18 protein-coding genes are annotated in these 14,237 nt (G+C 73.7%); 12 read left to right on the forward strand and 6 right to left on the reverse strand.

All coding sequences use genetic code 11. The features are described 5' to 3' along the window. Positions 1-137 precede the first annotated feature (137 nt). Complete coding sequence (locus tag ABZ479_RS05840) at positions 138-1,625, reverse strand: AlkA N-terminal domain-containing protein (RefSeq protein WP_500460148.1); 1,488 nt, start codon at positions 1,623-1,625, stop codon at positions 138-140. Between the two features lie 98 nt (positions 1,626-1,723). Between ABZ479_RS05840 and ABZ479_RS05845 the strand changes: the two genes are divergently transcribed. Further along, entirely contained in the window at positions 1,724-2,245 is a 522-nt protein-coding gene (locus ABZ479_RS05845; RefSeq protein ID WP_500460150.1) for a hypothetical protein, read from the forward strand. A 96-nt stretch (positions 2,246-2,341) separates the two neighbouring features. Continuing rightward, a complete protein-coding gene (locus ABZ479_RS05850) occupies positions 2,342-3,313 on the forward strand; it encodes a YihY/virulence factor BrkB family protein (RefSeq protein ID WP_500460152.1) in 972 nt (323 codons plus the stop codon). A gap of 75 nt (positions 3,314-3,388) precedes the next feature. Here the strand turns inward: ABZ479_RS05850 and ABZ479_RS05855 are convergent, their stop codons facing one another. Together ABZ479_RS05855 and ABZ479_RS05860 are read right to left on the reverse strand one after the other, a co-directional pair. Beyond that, complete coding sequence (locus ABZ479_RS05855; protein WP_500460153.1) at positions 3,389-4,483, reverse strand: NAD-dependent epimerase/dehydratase family protein; 1,095 nt, start codon at positions 4,481-4,483, stop codon at positions 3,389-3,391. A 187-nt stretch (positions 4,484-4,670) separates the two neighbouring features. Then, a complete protein-coding gene (locus ABZ479_RS05860) occupies positions 4,671-5,837 on the reverse strand; it encodes a MalY/PatB family protein (RefSeq protein WP_500460155.1) in 1,167 nt (388 codons plus the stop codon). 149 nt (positions 5,838-5,986) lie between these two features. Here ABZ479_RS05860 and ABZ479_RS05865 point away from each other — a divergent pair, with 149 nt between their 5' ends. Next, a complete protein-coding gene (locus tag ABZ479_RS05865) occupies positions 5,987-6,643 on the forward strand; it encodes an SAM-dependent methyltransferase (protein ID WP_500460156.1) in 657 nt (218 codons plus the stop codon). Between the two features lie 69 nt (positions 6,644-6,712). Here the strand turns inward: ABZ479_RS05865 and ABZ479_RS05870 are convergent, their stop codons facing one another. Together ABZ479_RS05870 and ABZ479_RS05875 are read right to left on the reverse strand one after the other, a co-directional pair. Then, complete coding sequence (locus ABZ479_RS05870) at positions 6,713-7,765, reverse strand: SRPBCC family protein (RefSeq protein WP_500460158.1); 1,053 nt, start codon at positions 7,763-7,765, stop codon at positions 6,713-6,715. A gap of 4 nt (positions 7,766-7,769) precedes the next feature. Beyond that, a complete protein-coding gene (locus ABZ479_RS05875; protein WP_500460159.1) occupies positions 7,770-8,546 on the reverse strand; it encodes a histone protein in 777 nt (258 codons plus the stop codon). A 112-nt stretch (positions 8,547-8,658) separates the two neighbouring features. Here ABZ479_RS05875 and ABZ479_RS05880 point away from each other — a divergent pair, with 112 nt between their 5' ends. The 8 genes from ABZ479_RS05880 to ABZ479_RS05915 are packed head-to-tail and all read left to right on the forward strand — an operon-like array spanning position 8,659 to position 12,407. Next, on the forward strand, positions 8,659-8,997 hold the full coding sequence (locus ABZ479_RS05880; RefSeq protein WP_500460161.1) for a gas vesicle protein GvpO: 339 nt from the start codon (positions 8,659-8,661) through the stop codon (positions 8,995-8,997). Between the two features lie 27 nt (positions 8,998-9,024). After that, positions 9,025-9,498 (forward strand): gas vesicle structural protein GvpA, encoded by a 474-nt coding sequence (locus ABZ479_RS05885; protein WP_500460163.1) that lies wholly within the window; start codon positions 9,025-9,027, stop codon positions 9,496-9,498. A gap of 2 nt (positions 9,499-9,500) precedes the next feature. Further along, a complete protein-coding gene (locus ABZ479_RS05890; RefSeq protein ID WP_500460223.1) occupies positions 9,501-10,214 on the forward strand; it encodes a GvpL/GvpF family gas vesicle protein in 714 nt (237 codons plus the stop codon). A 17-nt stretch (positions 10,215-10,231) separates the two neighbouring features. Next, positions 10,232-10,486, forward strand: a complete 255-nt coding sequence (locus ABZ479_RS05895; RefSeq protein ID WP_499611586.1) for a gas vesicle protein GvpG — start codon at positions 10,232-10,234, stop codon at positions 10,484-10,486. A gap of 14 nt (positions 10,487-10,500) precedes the next feature. Then, the gene (locus tag ABZ479_RS05900) at positions 10,501-10,971 is read left to right on the forward strand and encodes a gas vesicle protein (RefSeq protein ID WP_500460165.1); all 471 of its coding nucleotides are present in this window, start codon (positions 10,501-10,503) and stop codon (positions 10,969-10,971) included. Continuing rightward, a complete protein-coding gene (locus tag ABZ479_RS05905; protein WP_500460167.1) occupies positions 10,964-11,800 on the forward strand; it encodes a GvpL/GvpF family gas vesicle protein in 837 nt (278 codons plus the stop codon). Before ABZ479_RS05900 ends, ABZ479_RS05905 begins: the two co-directional genes overlap by 8 nt. After that, positions 11,797-12,012, forward strand: a complete 216-nt coding sequence (locus tag ABZ479_RS05910; RefSeq protein ID WP_500460169.1) for a gas vesicle protein — start codon at positions 11,797-11,799, stop codon at positions 12,010-12,012. The genes ABZ479_RS05905 and ABZ479_RS05910 overlap by 4 nt, the downstream gene beginning before the upstream one ends. After that, entirely contained in the window at positions 12,009-12,407 is a 399-nt protein-coding gene (locus ABZ479_RS05915; RefSeq protein WP_500460171.1) for a gas vesicle protein K, read from the forward strand. The genes ABZ479_RS05910 and ABZ479_RS05915 overlap by 4 nt, the downstream gene beginning before the upstream one ends. A 30-nt stretch (positions 12,408-12,437) precedes the next feature. Here the strand turns inward: ABZ479_RS05915 and ABZ479_RS05920 are convergent, their stop codons facing one another. Then, positions 12,438-13,202, reverse strand: a complete 765-nt coding sequence (locus ABZ479_RS05920; protein ID WP_500460172.1) for a YqjF family protein — start codon at positions 13,200-13,202, stop codon at positions 12,438-12,440. A gap of 461 nt (positions 13,203-13,663) precedes the next feature. Between ABZ479_RS05920 and ABZ479_RS05925 the strand changes: the two genes are divergently transcribed. Further along, entirely contained in the window at positions 13,664-14,119 is a 456-nt protein-coding gene (locus tag ABZ479_RS05925) for an ATP-binding protein (protein WP_500460173.1), read from the forward strand. Positions 14,120-14,237 lie beyond the last annotated feature (118 nt).

Consider the following 14,237-nt stretch of genomic DNA (forward strand, 5'->3'; position numbering starts at 1 on the left):
CCTTCCCTTTCCTCACACCTTCAGTGACATCTACGATTCTGTGGCGGTTCGTCACCGATGTCCGGCGGGATTCGGACGTCGCCTTCCCACTGGTCCCTTCCCACCGGCCCTGTCCTGCCGGATCCCGGCCGCCCCGGTCAACCGGCGCTCCACAGCAGGTGCATCGCGTAGCTGCGCCACGGCCGCCAGCTCTCGGCGTCCTCCAGCGGGACACCGGCACGCGCGGCCCCCGCGCGCACCGCGACGTCGCCCTCCAGCAGCACGTCGGGATCGCCCAGGGCGCGCATCCGGATGTAGCCGGCCGTCCACGGCCCGATGCCGCGCAGCGCGAGCAGGTCCTTCTCGGCGTCGTCGCGGTCCGTGCCGGGGTCGAGGACGACGTCGCCGTCGGCGAGCGCGCGGGCCAGCCCCCGCAGCGTCTCCCGCCGGGCCCGCGGCATGCCGACCGCCTCCAGGGACGCCCCGGCGAGCGCGTCGGCGTCGGGGAACAGGTGGGTCAGGCCGCCGCTCGGAGTCGTCAGCGGTTCGCCGTGGGTGGTGACCAGCGCCGCACCGAGCCGCCGCCCCGCCGCCACGGTGACCTGCTGTCCCAGCACCGCGCGCACCGCGAGTTCGTGCGGGTCGGTGGCCCCGGGGGCGCGCAGACCCGGGCGGTTCCGGGCCAGGGCCCCCATCGACGGGTGCGCGGAGAGCCGTTCGGCGACCGCGTACGGATCGGCGTCGAGGTCGAACAGGCGCCGCACGCGTTCCGTTCCGGTGGTCAGGTCGCGCAGTGCGGCCAGGTGCAGCCGGCATTCGAGCCAGTCGCCGCCCCGTTCGGGCGCCGCCTCCTCGACCTCGGCGACCGCCGGTCCGTGCGGCAGCCGGAGGGTGCGCCGGTAGACCCTCCCGCCCGGAGGGCCGGTGATCTCCTCGACGCCGGCGATCGCCCGCGCCGCCAGGTAGTCGAAGACCCGCCCGGTGTCGTACGGCCCCCGGTACGCCAGCCGCAGCGGAACCCCGGCCGCGGCGTCGGCGGGGGCGTGGGCGTGGCGGGCGGGGCGCGCCTGCCGCAGCGCGGTCGGCGTGAGCGCGTACACCTCGCGGACCGTGTCGTTGAACTGCCGTACACTCGCGAAACCGGCCGCGAAGGCGATCTCCGCGGCCTGCATGTCGGTGGTCTGCAGCAGGATCCGCGCGGTGTGCGCACGTTGCGCCCGCGCCAGGGCGATCGGGCCGGCCCCCACTTCGGCGTTGAGCTGCCGCTGCACCTGCCGCGCGCTGTAGCCGAGTCGCGCGGCCAGCCCTGCGACGCCCTCCCGGTCGACGACGCCGTCCCCGATCAGCCGCATCGCGCGTCCCACCACGTCGGCCCGCGCGTTCCACGCCGCGGAGCCCGGCACCGCGTCCGGGCGGCACCTGCGGCAGGCCCGGAAGCCCGACCCCTGGGCGGCCGCGGCGGTGCGGAAGAACCGGACGTTGCGCCGTTTGGGCGTCACCGCCGGGCAGCTGGGACGGCAGTAGATCCCCGTCGTCGTCACCGCGAAGAAGAACTCGCCGTCGAAGCGGGCGTCGCGGCTGCACACCGCCTCGTACCTGCTGTCCTCGCCGGTCGTCTCGCTCGTCACCCCTCCACTGTGCGGCATCGCGGGGGCGGGCCGCTGGCGGGTTTCGGACGTCGCGTTCCTCGGGATCCGCGACGGCGTGCCGCGCGCGCCCCGGCCGCCCCGCCGATCCTTGAGGGGTGACAGCCGGCTCCTCCCCCCAGGAGGCCACGGCCCCGGAGGCGCCCGCGACCGGCCGCGCCAACTACACGGGCGCCGTCTACGGATCGCTGCTGGCCGCCTCGGTGGTGGCCGGTGCCGGCTCGGCGGGCCCGTACCCGCGGCTGCAGCTGGTGCTCCTGCTGATCTGCACCGGCCTGGTGTTCTGGGTCGCGCACGTCTACGCGGGCTTCGTCGGCGACCGGCTGCGCGGGGGCGGGGTCACCCGGCGCGAGATCCGCCGTGTGTGCGTCCGCGAGTGGCCGATCGTGCAGGCGGCGCTGCTGCCGGCGGCGGCCGTCGCGGTGAGCCCGCTGCTGGGGCTCGGACTGGAGGGCACGGCCTGGCTGGCCCTGTCCGTCGCCGTCGCCCAGCAGGTCGGATGGGCCGGTGCCGCCGTCGTCCGCGTGGGTGCGTCCCGCTGGGAGGTCGTGTCGGCGGGGTTCGTGAACCTGGTGCTGGGACTGGTCATCGTGGCGGCGAAGGTCGCGCTCCAGCACTGAGCGGCGGCGCCGGACGTGCGCCGTGGCCTGTTGCCGTATGGAGTGGTTTGTCCGTGTTTCCAGTGGGGCAGGTGTGCCCAGAGGCGGTGAACGCGCATGGCTCGCCACACGCAGGGCGGTGCCCGCAAGCCCACCGAGCTCCCCCAGGAGTCCTGGCGCGTGGTGCTCCGGCGCACGGTGAAGGAGTTCTGGGCGGACCACCTGACCGACTGGGCCGCGGCGCTGACCTACTACGCCGTGCTGTCGGTCTTCCCCGTCCTCCTCGTCCTGGTGTCGGTCGTCGGCCTGCTCGGCGGTCCCAGCGTCGAACCCCTGATCGCGAACGCCGGCGACCTCGCGCCGGGACCGGTCCGCGACACGCTGACCGGAGTGCTCGGCCAGCTGCAGCACGGCGTCGGCCGGGGAGGGCTCGCCCTGGCCGTCGGCGTCGTGGTCGCCGTGTGGTCGTCCTCAGGCTACGTGGCGACCTTCATACGGGCCGCCAACGCCCTCTACGACATCGACGAGGGCAGGCCCCTGTGGAAGACCCTGGCCGGCAGGTTCGTCATCCCCGTGGTGCTGCTGGCCGTCACGGCGCTCATCGCGATCGGCGTGGTGTTCACCGGGGCCCTCGCCCGCAGGGCGGGCCAGGTGCTGGGCGTCGGCGACGCCGCGCTCGCGGTCTGGGGCGTGGTCAAGTGGCCGGTGATGCTGGTGCTGTTCGGCCTGGTGCTCGCGCTGCTGTACTGGGTGGCCCCCAACGTGAAGCACGGCGGCTTCCGCTGGGTGAGCGCCGGCAGCGCCCTGGCCGTGGCCATCTGGGCGGCGGCCTCGGCGCTCTTCAGCCTGTACGTGTCCAACTTCGCCCACTACAACCGGCTCTACGGGAGCCTGGCGGCGATCATCGTCTTCCTCGTCTGGCTGTGGATCTCGAACATCGCCGTCCTGCTCGGCCTGGAGTTCAACGCGGAACTCGAAAGGGCCCGGACCATGCCGGACGGCGGCCCCGACGACGACGGCCCGGACGATCGGGTGCCCAAGGCGGAGCCGCAGGACACCGAACGCCTCCACGCCGACGACGGGCCGTGACGGGAGACCGCGGCGCGGTGACGGGAGACCGTGGTGTCGTGCCGGGAGGCCGTGGTGTCGTGCCCGTCCCCGCCCTCACGGCCGCGCGCCGACACCGGTCGCCACCTCGTGGAGCCGGCCGCCCGCCCCGCCCGGCGCCAGCGGGGCGGTCGAGGTGTCACCCGCGCCCTCACGCAGCCCCGCCAGGAACTCCCCGATCGCCTCGGTGGCGGTGCGACGGGGCTCCCAGCCCAGCTCGCGACGGGCCCGGCCGGTGTCCAGCAGGGGCAGCCTGACCACGGCGTCGAACAGACCCGGCGACGCCGGCACCAGGTGCAGCCGCCACGCCCCGGCCAGCGCCGCCCGCACCGCCCCGCGCGGCACGCGGACGACCTGAGCCCCGAGCAGCGCCGCGAGTTCACCCGCGTCCAGGGGCGGATCGGCCGCCAGGTTGAAGGCGCCGCGTACGGGACGGTGCAGCGCGAGCCGGTAGGCCTCGGCCGCGTCGTCGGAGTGCAGCGCCTGGAAACGCAGACCCGGCAGGTCAGGGACGACCGGCACCAGGTGCGGCCGTACGAGCCGGTTCGGCAGGAACGGCCCCGCGAACAAACGGCGTTGCTGGGCGGCCGACTCCCGCTTGAAGATGAAGCCCGGCCGCATGCGCACCACGCGCACCCGCGGGTGCTCCCGCTCGAAGGTGTCGAGGCAGCGCTCCACGTACGCCTTCTCCCGGCAGTACGCGGCCCCCGGCCAGCCGTGCGTGGGCCAGGACTCGTCGACCGGGTGCCGCTTGGGCCCGGGGGAGTACGCCGCCACCGACGAGGCGTGCACCAGGGTCGGCACCCCGGCCTCCGCGGCCGCCTCGAAGACGCGGATGCCGCCCAGGACGTTGGTGCGCCACGTGATCGACGGGTCGTGGGTGGGCTGCAGCAGCCAGGCGAGGTGCACGACGGCGTCCGCGCCGCGCAGGTGCTCGGCCAGGCGCGTCCTGTCGTCGGCGATGTCCGCCCGCACCCACGTCGTGCGGGCGGGCCGCCAGTCCCGGGGGATCCTGCGGGCGATGCCGACGACGTGGGACACCGCCGGGTCGTCGCCGAGGGCCCGCACCAGGCTCGTCCCGACGTTTCCGGTCGCCCCGACCACGACGACGCGCAGGGCGCCGCCGTTGCCGGGCGCGGGGTCGTACGTCACCGTCCTCGCCTCCCTGGGTCGCCGCCGGGAGCGTCCGGGCACTCGCCGACTGCCGGGCGCCCGGTCGCGGTGCCGGGTCCGGTCGGCCCGGGGTCCCGACGGCCTCGTCCGGTGTGTGCACCGGTCCGTCGAGGCGGCTACCCGGCGAGGGAGGTTTCAGACCTCGGCCCCGGGTGTCACCCGGCCGTCAGCCGACCGCCTTGGCCATCCGGCGCACCGCCTCCGTGAGCACCTCGGGGGTCGTGGCGAGGTTCAGCCGCGCGTGCCCGTCGCCGCCCGTGCCGAAGGCGGGGCCCGCGCTGAGCGCGACCCGGCCGCGGTCGAGGAAGGCGGCGGCCGGGTCGTCGCCCAGGCCCAGCTCCCGGCAGTCCAGCCAGGCCAGATAGGTGCCGGGCGCCGGGGCGTAGCCGACCGCCGGCAGGTGCTCGGCCAGCAGCCCGGCGAGCAGCCGCCGGTTGCCGGCGAGGTCGTCCAACAGGGCGTCCAGCCAGGGCCCGCCCTCGCGCAGCGCCACCGTGTGCGCGATGACGCCCAGGTGGCTCGGCCCGTGGCCGACCTCCTCCGGCATGTGGGCCAGGTCGTCCGCCGCGGCAGGCCCGGCCAGGGCGAGCGCCGCCTTCAGCCCGGCCAGGTTCCACGCCTTCGACGCGGACATCAGCGACAGCCCGTCCTCGCCGCCGGGCACGCTCAGGTAGGGCACGAACACCGCCTCCGCCGTCACCAGGGGCGCGTGGATCTCGTCCACCACGACCCGCACCCCGTACGAGCCGGCCAGCGCCGCCACCGCGGCCAGTTCCCCGGCGGTGTGCACCGTGCCAGTGGGGTTGTGCGGGCTGCACAGCAGGTAGGCGGCCCGGCGCCCGTTGCCGGTGGACCGGGCGAAGGCCGCCTCCAGCGCCGCGAGGTCCAGCCGCAGGCCGGGGCCGAGCGGGGCCTCGACCACCTGACGGTCCATGTGCGCCACGAACTGGTAGAACGGCGGGTACACCGGGCAGTTGACGATCACCGGGTCCCCGGGACCCGTGACCAGCCGCAGCATCTCGACGACGCCCAGCATCACGTCGGGCACGATCGACGCGCGCTCCACGGCCAGGCCGTCCCAGCCCCACCGCTCACGCGCGAAGTCCGCCAGCGCCTCCGCGTACGCGGTGCCCACCGGATACCCGGTGTCGCCCTCCGCGACGGCCTCCGTGAGCGCCCGGGCCACGGGCCCGGCCAGCGGCACGTCCATCTCGGCGACCCACAGCGGCAGCACGTCCTCCGGGTGGGTACGCCACTTCATGCTCGTCCGGCGCCGCAGCTGGTCGAGCGTGAGGCTGCGCAGCGGGTGCTCGTCACGCGACGTGATGTCCATGACACCCAACATAAGCGCGGACCCGCCGCCGGGGCAGAGGGCGGCGTGCGGACGTGTTGCCGAACCGGCAACAGGGCTTGCCCGGCGGGCGCGCCGGACCGCATCGTCGGGGGCAGGTCCACACCCGCGGCACAGAGGAGACGACATCCATGACCGACGGCACCACCGGCGCGACCGGCGCCGGGACCGAGGCGGAGTTCTGGGACGCCCGGTACGCCGGGAGCGACCGCGTCTGGAGCGGCAACCCGAACGACGTCCTGGTCCGTGAGACCGGGGGCCTCAAGCCCGGCACGGCGCTCGACCTGGGCTGCGGCGAGGGCGCCGACGCGGTCTGGCTGGCCCGGCAGGGGTGGCGGGTCACCGCCGTCGACATCTCGCGCGTCGCGCTGGAGCGGGCCGCCCGCCACGCGGAGGCGGAGGGCATCCCCGACGGCCTCATCGACTGGCAGCGCCACGACCTGGGCGAGACCTTCCCCGGGGGCACCTACGACCTCGTCTCCGCGCAGTTCCTGCACTCGCCGCACGACATGCCCCGCGAGCGCATCCTGCGCGCCGCCGCGGCGGCCGTGGCGCCCGGCGGAGTGCTGCTCGTCGTCGGGCACGCCGGATTCCCCGCCTGGGAGACCGATCCGCACCCGGAAGTGCACTTCCCGACGCCGCAGGAGGTGCTGGAGAGCCTCGGCCTCCCGGAGGGGGAGTGGGAGGTGGTGCTGACCGACGAGCACGAGCGCATCCAGAACGACCCCGACGGGCGGCCGACGACCCGCGTGGACAACACCCTGGAGATCCGCCGCCTGGCCCGCTGACACGCGACGCGGCGGGCCGTGGCGACCACGGTCCGCCGGCGCGCGGGGGCCCGGGGGAGTGACGGGGCGTCATCGACGCGCGCCCTCGTACTCCTCCTCGTCCTCGTACTCCTCGTCCTCCTCGTCCTCGTACTCCGGTTCCTCTTCGTCCTCCGGGTACTCCTCGTCCTCGCCCTCCTCCTCCTCGTCCTCTTCTTCTGCGTCCTCTGCGTCCTCTTCGTCCTCTTCCTCGTCCTCGGGGTAGTCCTCGTCCTCCGGCTCTTCCTCGTCCTCGGCGTACTCCTCGTCCTCCGCGCCCTCTTCGCCCTCTTCGGCCTCCTCCGCTTCGAGGGCCTCCTCGTGCGTGCGCACGACCTCGCCGTCGCGGATCTCGCCGCGCCAGCCCTCGGGCTCCTCGTTGGTGAGCGAGACGTAGCGCTGGAAGTGCTTGAAGTCGAGCCGCAGCCGCCGGCCCTGGGCGCGCCATATGTTGCCGGTCTTCTCGAACAGCCCGGAGGGGTAGTACTCGACGACGAGGACGATGCGGGTCAGGGTGGGCGTGAGCTCGTGGAAACTGACGCTGCCGCGTGTGGTGCCCTTGGCGCCGTCGGAGTGCCAGATGATGCGCTCGTCCGGGACCTGCTCGACGACCGTGGCCTTCCAGCCGCGGGTCGAGGGGCCCACCTTGACCTTCCAGTCGCTCGACGTGTCGTCGCCCTTGGAGACGCTGCGCACGCCCTTGGTGAAGGCGCTGAACTTCTCGAACTGCGTCCAGTGGTCGTAGGCGAACCGGATCGGGACGCCGACGTCCTGGACCTCGACGATGTTCGTCACCTTCTGCGTCCCGGACTTGCGGCCCTTCCCCTTCTTGCCGCCGCCGAGCGCCTGCTTCGCCTTGTCGAGCACGCTGCCTCCGATGGCCTTGAGCGGTGACTCGCCCTGAAGGATCTTCAGGCCCGCCTTGGGGAGCACCCCGCCGTTCTCGGCCACACCCACCAACTGGTCGGTGAGACCGGCGACCTTGTCGCCCGCCTTGTCGGCCAGGTTGCCCACCTGGGCGCCGACGAAGTTCGCGAGTTCGTCGCGCAGCTGGTCCAGGCCGGAGGCCTGGCCGTTACCGGTGTCCTGTGCCGTCCTGGCCATCGGGCTACCTCCGCCGTGTGGACGTCTTCTTGGCCGCCGCCTTCTTCGCCGGTGCCTTGCGCGCCGCGGTCTTGCCGGCGGGCGCGGACGTCTTCTGCGCCGTGCGCTTCGCCGGTGCCGCGGTCTTCTTGGCCGTGGTCTTCTTGGCGGCGGCGGACTTCTTCGCCGCCGGCTGCGCCTTCTTGGCGGGCGCCTTCTTCGCGGCCGGCTTGCGCTCGGGCTCACGCCGCGGCCTGGGCTGCCGGCGCTGCGCGGCCCGGCGGCGGCTCGGCGGTTCCTCGTCGCCTTCGTCCGCTTCCTCGTCCTCGGCTTCCTCCTCCTCGTCCCCGGCTTCCGCTTCCTCGGGTTCCTCCTCCGCCCGGGAGCGGCGGCGCCGCCGGGACCTCGGCTTCTTCGGGGCCTCCTCTTCTTCCCCTTCTTCCGGTTCGTATTCCTCCTCCGTCCCCTCCTCCTCGTCGCGGTCCTTCTTGGCGCCGATGCGGGCCGTGCGGTCGTGCAACACGCCCGCCAGATCTGCCAGCTTGCGGTCCGCGGCCGCGGCGACGGCCTTGCGGCCGGCGTCCATCAGCTCGCCGCGCAGCTGCTCGTTGAGGTCGGCGATCTGCGGTACGTCCTGCAGCTTGCGAATACCCTCGGTGACCAGCTGTTGCGGATCGAGTCCGGCGCGGCGACCAGCGAGGAAGGTCGCCATCGCGAAGGCGAGCCGCCCCTTCTTGGCGCGACCGAGCACGTAGCCACCGGCGACTGCGGCGGCAAGAGCGATCTTGGTCGTGTCCTTCATCAGTCGTTCCCTTCGGAAAGCGACCCGGCGCCGCACACACGTTGTGGGGTGTATATGCTGAAATAGTACGTTTCTTAGTGGGGGTGGCGCTCCTCCGGAACCGGAGAAGGGGATGGCCGCAAGCGACAGGAACGCCCGGGGCAAGGGCACCAGGCGCGGCCGGGACGACGAACGTGCGGAGCGGCCGCGCAAGCGCTCCGCCGCATGGGCGATGCGTTCCGCGGCCGATCAGCTCTTCGAACTCCTCGGCCGCAGGCCGGAGTCCGTGTCGGCGGTCAGACCCGTCGACGAGGGCTGGGAAGCGGACGTCGAGGTGCTGGAGTTGGAACGGGTGCCCGAGACCACCAGCGTGATGGCCACCTATCACGTGAAGCTCGACGAGGAGGGCGACCTGGTGGCGTACGAACGCACCCGCCGTTACACGCGGGGGCAGATCGACCGGCGCTTCTGAGACGACGAGGCGCTGAAGGGAGGCGCCATGACCGTGGTGCCGCAGGGTGGCGGCAACATCTCCAGGGGCGGTACGGGAAGCCTCTACGACGTCCTGGAGCTCATCCTGGACCGAGGGCTCGTCATCGACGTCTTCGTCCGCGTGTCGCTGGTGGGCATCGAGATCCTGAAGATCGACGCCCGCATCGTCGTGGCCAGCGTCGACACGTACCTGCGTTTCGCCGAGGCGTGCAACCGCCTCGACCTGGAGTCCGGCCGCAAACAGCCCACCCAGCTCACGGACATCGTGGGCGAGATCACCGAGGGCGGCGCGAAGGGCAAGTCCAAGGGCGCGCTCTCCGGTGCCGTGGAAGCCGTCACCGGAGCCCTGAAGGGCGACGACCAGGACGACGAGGACGAGTACGAGGAGGAGCCGGAAGAGGAGGAGGAAGCGGAGTACGAGGAGGAGCCCCGGCCACAGCGCAGGAGCACCAGGCGCGCCTCCCGGCGGGAGAGGGAATGACCATGGCCGTCTACGTCTACTCCATCACCTCGAAGGACCACCCGGTGCGGCTGGAGGGACTCAAGCCCGTCGGCGGGTCGGCCGAGCCGTTGCGGACGGTGACGAACGGCGACCTCTCCGCCGTCGTGAGCGAGGCCCCTCCCGACCTGCGCCCCCGGCGCAGGGACGTGCTCGCCCACCAGGAGGTCCAGGAACGGCTGATGGCCGACGGAGCGGTGCTGCCGCTGCGGTTCGGCTTCACGGCCCCCGACGAGGACGCCGTGCGCGGCGTGCTGGAGGACCGCGCGGAGGAGTTCCGGGAACAGCTGAAGAACCTGGAGGGCTGCGCCGAGTACCACCTGAAGGTCTCGTGGGACGAGGACTCCCTGCTGCGCCGGATCCTCGACGAGAACGACGAGGCACGGCGCCTGAACGAGGAGATCCGGGGTGGTTCCGGCTCCCCCGACATGCCGCTGATGCTGGGCGAGCTCATCTCCAACGAGGTGCAGGCCCGCCAGCAGGCGCTCGGCGCGGGCATCGTCGAGGCGCTGCGCCCCTTCGTCCGCGACGACGTGGCCACCGCGGCCGGCGGACAGGACTTCCTCAGCGTGTCGTTCCTCGTGGACGACAGCAAGGAGGAGATGTTCCTCGCCACCCAGCTGAGCCTGGCCAACCAGGTGGGCGAGGAGTGCGACTTCCGGCTGCTCGGACCGCTGCCGCCGTACAGCTTCGTGTGACGGGGCGAGGAGGCCTCATGGGACTGTTCACACAGATCGTCACCCTCCCCCTGGCGCCGGTGCGCGGGGTCGGCTGGGTCGTCGAGCGTGTGCTGGAGGCCGCCGAGCAGGAGTACTACGACCCCGAGCCCGTGGAACGCGAACTCGCCGCCCTGGAGAAGGAACTCCTCGCCGGCCGGATCGACGAGGAGACCTTCGAGGAGCGCGAGGAGGTACTGCTCGACCGCCTCGAGGAGATCGCGGCCTTCCGGCGCGGTGAGGCCGCGCCCTGAGACGAGGTGACGCTGTGACGGATTCCCCGGCCGGCCGGCTCGGTTCGTACCCCACGAGGGCCGCTCCCCAGCCGTCCGCCTACGGACAGGGGTCGTCGGCCAACCTGGCGGACATCCTGGAACGCGTCCTGGACAAGGGCATCGTCATCGCCGGCGACATCCAGATCAACCTGCTCGACATCGAACTGCTCACCATCAAGCTGCGGCTGCTGGTGGCCTCCGTCGACAAGGCCAAGGAGATGGGCATCGACTGGTGGGAGCACGACCCGTCGCTCTCCTCGCGCGCCCACGGCGAGAGTTCGCTCGCCGCGGAGAACCGGCGGCTGCGCGAGGAGGTCGAGGCGTTGAGGGAAGGCCGCGAGCTGTCGGAGGAACGGGAGCTGACGGACACCCCGAGCGGCAGCGTGGCCTCCCGCCACCGCACGCGCTCCTCCTCGGCGACGCACCGCCGCCGCGGCGGCACCGGGGCGGACGACGATGGATGACCGGGTCAGCTACGCGTACGCCGTGCTCCGTGACGGGGGTGTGCCGGCGGGCGCGATGGAGGCGCTGACGGGTGTCGCAGCCGCCCCCGTACGGCTGGTGACGTCCGGTCCGCTGGCCGCCGCCGTCAGCCCGGTACCCGCCGCGGACTTCCACGAGGACGCCCTGCGGCGGCACCTGGAGGACCTGGACTGGCTGGAGGCCGTCGCCCGCGCCCACCACACCGTCATCGAGGAGCTCTCGGCGCACACCACCGTGCTGCCGCTGCGGCTCGCCACGGTCTACCTCGACGACGAACGCGTCCGCCAGGTGCTGCGGGACGACGACGCGGCGTTCACCGGCGTCCTGGAGCGGCTGACCGGACACCTCGAATGGGGCGTCAAGGTCTACGTGGACGCCCCGGCGGCGGCCGCCGGGGCCACCGGCGCCGCCGACGACCTCAGCCCGGGCCGCGCCTACCTGAGGGCCCGCCACGCCCAGCGGCACTCCCGCGACGAGGCCTACCGCGCGGCGGAGGAAGCCGCCGCACGCGTCGAGGCGATCGGCCGCGAACTGGCCGCGGGGCACGCCCGGCACCGTGTGCAGCAGGGCCGGCTCGCCGCCGGCGCGGGGGAGAACGTGCTCAACGACGCCTTCCTCGTCGCGCACGCACGGGCCGAGGCCTTCCGCAGCCGCGCCCTCGCCGCCGGCGAAGGACTGCCCGGGGTGCGGGTCGACGTCACCGGCCCCTGGGCCCCGTACTCCTTCGCCGCCCTCCCCGGCACCCCGGGGCCCGCGGCGGATCGGGCGGACGATGCCGACCCGGCGGACGCGGCGGACGCGGCGCCATGACCGCGGCCGGCCAGGCCCGCGAACCGCTGGCGGAACGTCAGGTGGCCCTCGTCGACCTGCTCGACCGCCTCCTCAGCGGCGGAGTGGTCCTCACCGGCGACGTGGTGCTGTCCATCGCCGACATCGACCTCGTCCGCATCTCCCTGCGTGCGCTCATCGTCTCCATCAGCGAACGCAACCCCTCGCCGTGGGCCCCGGGGCCGGGCCCGTGACACCCCCCGCACGCCCCGGGGACGACCTTCCCCCGGACCGCCTCGGCGAGGTCGCGGACGCCGCCGCCCGCGCCTTCCGCCTGCTGCCCGCCGTCCCCCGCGACACCCCCTCGGCCCGCCCCGCGCGCCGGATCAGCACCGACCCGGACACCGTCGAACGCGACCTGATGAAGCTGGTCCTGACCCTCGTCGAGCTGCTGCGTCAGCTCATGGAGCGGCAGGCGCTGCACCGCGTCGACGCGGGCGACCTCACCGAGGAAGAGGAGGAACGCCTCGGCGCCACCCTGATGATCCTCCACGACCGCATGACGGGCCTCTGCGCGCAGTACGGCCTGTCCATGTCCGACCTCAACCTCGACCTCGGCCCGCTGGGCACGCTCCTCCCGCCCGACTGAGCGGGCCCGCGGGGTCAGGGCATGGGGTGGTCAGGGCGTGGGGATGCCGCCCGGCCGGGAGGGGCGGCCGAAGCGGACCGGGACGCCGGGCGAGTACAGGACGCTCACCGGCGGCCCCACGGGGGCGGGGAGTCCGGCGGCCGTGACCAGGGTCTCGTCGCAGTGGAGCAGCTCGGCGCGGTGGAGGGGCCAGCGGGGGTGCGAGTTCGGCAGGTAGACCGGCCGCTCGAAGAAGGTGTTGTGCAGCCCCCAGCGCGCCGTGAGGAAGTGCTCCAGTCCGGTGGGCTCCGCGACGGGCTCGCCGACCCGGACGCTGATGCGGGAGTGCGCCCCGCGCGGGCCCGGCCAGCGGCGGGTGCTGGTGTACGTGAGGGTGTCGCCGTCGCGGCGGACGGCCATGCGCGACCACAGGTACGGCAGGCGGAACGCGGCGCGCGCGACCGCCACGGGTATCAGCCGGGAGGCGTCGAGCGAGCGGAAGACGACACCGCGTCGCCCGTGGGCGTCGACGGAGTACAGCCGTACGTTCGTCTCGGGGAAGGTCCCCAGGTAGGGGACACCGGGGAGGCGGAACCAGCCGACGCGGTGCATGCGGAAGGCGACGAGCCCCACGTAGGTGACGCCGTCGAGGGTGTCGGGAACGGTGCCCGCCGGCAGCAGCGGCGCGATGGCCGCCGGGTCGGCCGCCCAGTGGAGGAAGGCCAGGTCCAGCCAGGACTGGGTGAGCAGCGGGGAGGTGTCGACGTCGGGCGGATCCGCCGTGATCGGTTCCGGGGTGGTCTGCGGGGGCGGCACCCGCCCAGGATCGCAGACGGGTCCGGGGCGCGGGTGACCGCGGGGGCCGCGCCGCAAGGGTCCCGACGCGCGTGACGACGAGGACGCGTTCCTTCCCCTCGCCGGCCGTTACGTGACGTACCGTCACATGGCTGTGAGGCGCGAGCCGAAGGCGTCAGGCCCGCCCGCCGGTGCGGCCGGCCGCTCGCTCCCGGCGGTGCGACACCGCTCCCGGCCGTTCGCTCCTCGACGAGGCACCGCGCAGTCCGTGCGCCGCGGGCCGCCCGGCCTCCGCCGCCCCGCCGGTACGGGCCCCGGAGGGGCGCCGGACCACTCCTGTGACACGTGGGGTTCAGGAGGTCACGGCGGGGTACACCATGGAGGCGGGTCCCGGGGCCCCGCATCCGTTGGGGACGGACAGGGGGCCCTTCCCCATACCGGTGACGCTGCGGAGCAGCCCTTCGGCGTGGGGAGCGATGGAGATGACGCACTGGTACGCCACCTCGTCACCTGCCGCCCGTACCGAGCTGTACGTGTACGTGTGCGAGCTGGAGCACCGGGCCGTGGCCGTCGCCGTCGCGCGACGCAGCGCCCGCACCGTGCTGACCGGCTGGTCCGTGCCGGAGGACGCGGTCCACGACGCCGTCCTGGTCGTGTCGGAACTGGTCACCAACGCCGTCGAGCACGCGCTGCCACCGGTCGCCCTGCGCCTGCGGCTGCGCCGCGGCGAGGTGGACGGCACGGCGGTCATCCGCGTCGAGGTCTCGGACGGCGGGCCCGCGCCGCGGCACGGCGCCTGGGCAGCCAGCTGCGGCCCGGGCGAGCACGGCCGCGGGGCCGCCATCGTCGACGGCCTCGGAATCGGTTCCGGCATCGGTTCCGGCGTTGGCGCGCGCAGCCGCGGGAGCGCCCGCTGGGCCGAGCTGCCGGCCGCCTGACCTGGACGTACGTCTCCCCGGGCCGGCCGTCCCTGCCGCCGGATATGCGGGAGTGAATTTGCTTACGCGAATTTTGTCCGGAAGAAAACGAAATACCCTTATGTTGAGATCGCCCAGA

Source organism: Streptomyces sp. NPDC005722 (assembly GCF_040630935.1).
Lineage (GTDB): Bacteria > Actinomycetota > Actinomycetes > Streptomycetales > Streptomycetaceae > Actinacidiphila.

Excerpts from the sequence above, each read along its gene's own strand:
- ABZ479_RS05840 (WP_500460148.1), bottom strand. The coding sequence starts at position 1,625 with ATGCCGCACAGTGGAGGGGTGACGAGCGAGACGACCGGCGAGGACAGC.
- ABZ479_RS05850 (WP_500460152.1), top strand. The coding sequence starts at position 2,342 with ATGGCTCGCCACACGCAGGGCGGTGCCCGCAAGCCCACCGAGCTCCCC.
- ABZ479_RS05860 (WP_500460155.1), bottom strand. The coding sequence starts at position 5,837 with ATGGACATCACGTCGCGTGACGAGCACCCGCTGCGCAGCCTCACGCTC.
- ABZ479_RS05865 (WP_500460156.1), top strand. The coding sequence starts at position 5,987 with ATGACCGACGGCACCACCGGCGCGACCGGCGCCGGGACCGAGGCGGAG.
- ABZ479_RS05870 (WP_500460158.1), bottom strand. The coding sequence starts at position 7,765 with ATGGCCAGGACGGCACAGGACACCGGTAACGGCCAGGCCTCCGGCCTG.
- ABZ479_RS05875 (WP_500460159.1), bottom strand. The coding sequence starts at position 8,546 with ATGAAGGACACGACCAAGATCGCTCTTGCCGCCGCAGTCGCCGGTGGC.
- ABZ479_RS05880 (WP_500460161.1), top strand. The coding sequence starts at position 8,659 with ATGGCCGCAAGCGACAGGAACGCCCGGGGCAAGGGCACCAGGCGCGGC.
- ABZ479_RS05885 (WP_500460163.1), top strand. The coding sequence starts at position 9,025 with ATGACCGTGGTGCCGCAGGGTGGCGGCAACATCTCCAGGGGCGGTACG.
- ABZ479_RS05890 (WP_500460223.1), top strand. The coding sequence starts at position 9,501 with ATGGCCGTCTACGTCTACTCCATCACCTCGAAGGACCACCCGGTGCGG.
- ABZ479_RS05895 (WP_499611586.1), top strand. The coding sequence starts at position 10,232 with ATGGGACTGTTCACACAGATCGTCACCCTCCCCCTGGCGCCGGTGCGC.
- ABZ479_RS05905 (WP_500460167.1), top strand. The coding sequence starts at position 10,964 with ATGGATGACCGGGTCAGCTACGCGTACGCCGTGCTCCGTGACGGGGGT.
- ABZ479_RS05910 (WP_500460169.1), top strand. The coding sequence starts at position 11,797 with ATGACCGCGGCCGGCCAGGCCCGCGAACCGCTGGCGGAACGTCAGGTG.
- ABZ479_RS05925 (WP_500460173.1), top strand. The coding sequence starts at position 13,664 with ATGACGCACTGGTACGCCACCTCGTCACCTGCCGCCCGTACCGAGCTG.